Origin of the sequence: Methylobacterium sp. CCH5-D2, from assembly GCF_001556475.1 — a bacterium.
GTDB classification, from domain to species: Bacteria; Pseudomonadota; Alphaproteobacteria; order Rhizobiales; family Beijerinckiaceae; genus Methylobacterium; species Methylobacterium hispanicum.
On sequence record NZ_LSIX01000605.1, the window covers coordinates 1 to 608 of the forward strand.

The 608-nt window shown below is 74.2% G+C and carries 2 protein-coding genes; both read left to right on the top strand.

The features are described from left to right. On the top strand, nt 1-245 hold a 245-nt coding region (locus tag AX737_RS15545; RefSeq protein ID WP_280949080.1), incomplete at its 5' end, for an urease accessory UreF family protein. Then, on the top strand, nt 242-608 hold a 367-nt coding region (locus AX737_RS15550; protein ID WP_245293455.1), incomplete at its 3' end, for an aminotransferase class V-fold PLP-dependent enzyme. The genes AX737_RS15545 and AX737_RS15550, both read left to right, overlap by 4 nt.

Sequence of the window (608 nt, forward strand, 5' to 3'; positions counted from 1 at the left end):
GCGATGCCGTGCGCGCCGCCTACGGTCTCGCCTTCGTGCAGAACCTCGTCTCGGCGGCCCTCAGGGCGGCGCCGGTGGGCCAAGCGGCGGGCACCCGGGTGATCGCCGGGCTGACGCCGCGCGTCGCGGCGCTCGCAGATTCCGTGGCGGGACTCGATCCCGACGCGGTCGGCTCGGCCACCTTCCGGCTCGATCTCGGATCCTTCCGGCACGAGACGCAGTACTCGCGGATCTTCCGCTCGTGAGCGGCCTCGACCTCGCGCGTTTGCGCGCCGACACGCCCGGGACGGCGCACGGCATCCACCTCAACAATGCCGGTGCGAGCCTGATGCCGCGGCCCGTGGTCGAGGCGGTGAAGGCCCATCTCGACCTCGAGGCGGCCTGGAGCGGGCACGGCGCGGCCGAGCGGGAGGCCGAACGCCTCGCGGGGGTCTACGCGAGCGTCGCCCGACTGATCGGGGCGGCGCCCGACGAGATCGCGCTCGCGGAGAGCGCGACGCGGGCGTGGCAGATGGCCTTCTACGCGCTGGCCCGCGGTTTCCGTCCCGGAGACCGGCTCCTCGTCGGCCGGCAGGAATACGGCGCGAACCTCATCGCCCTGCGGCAGG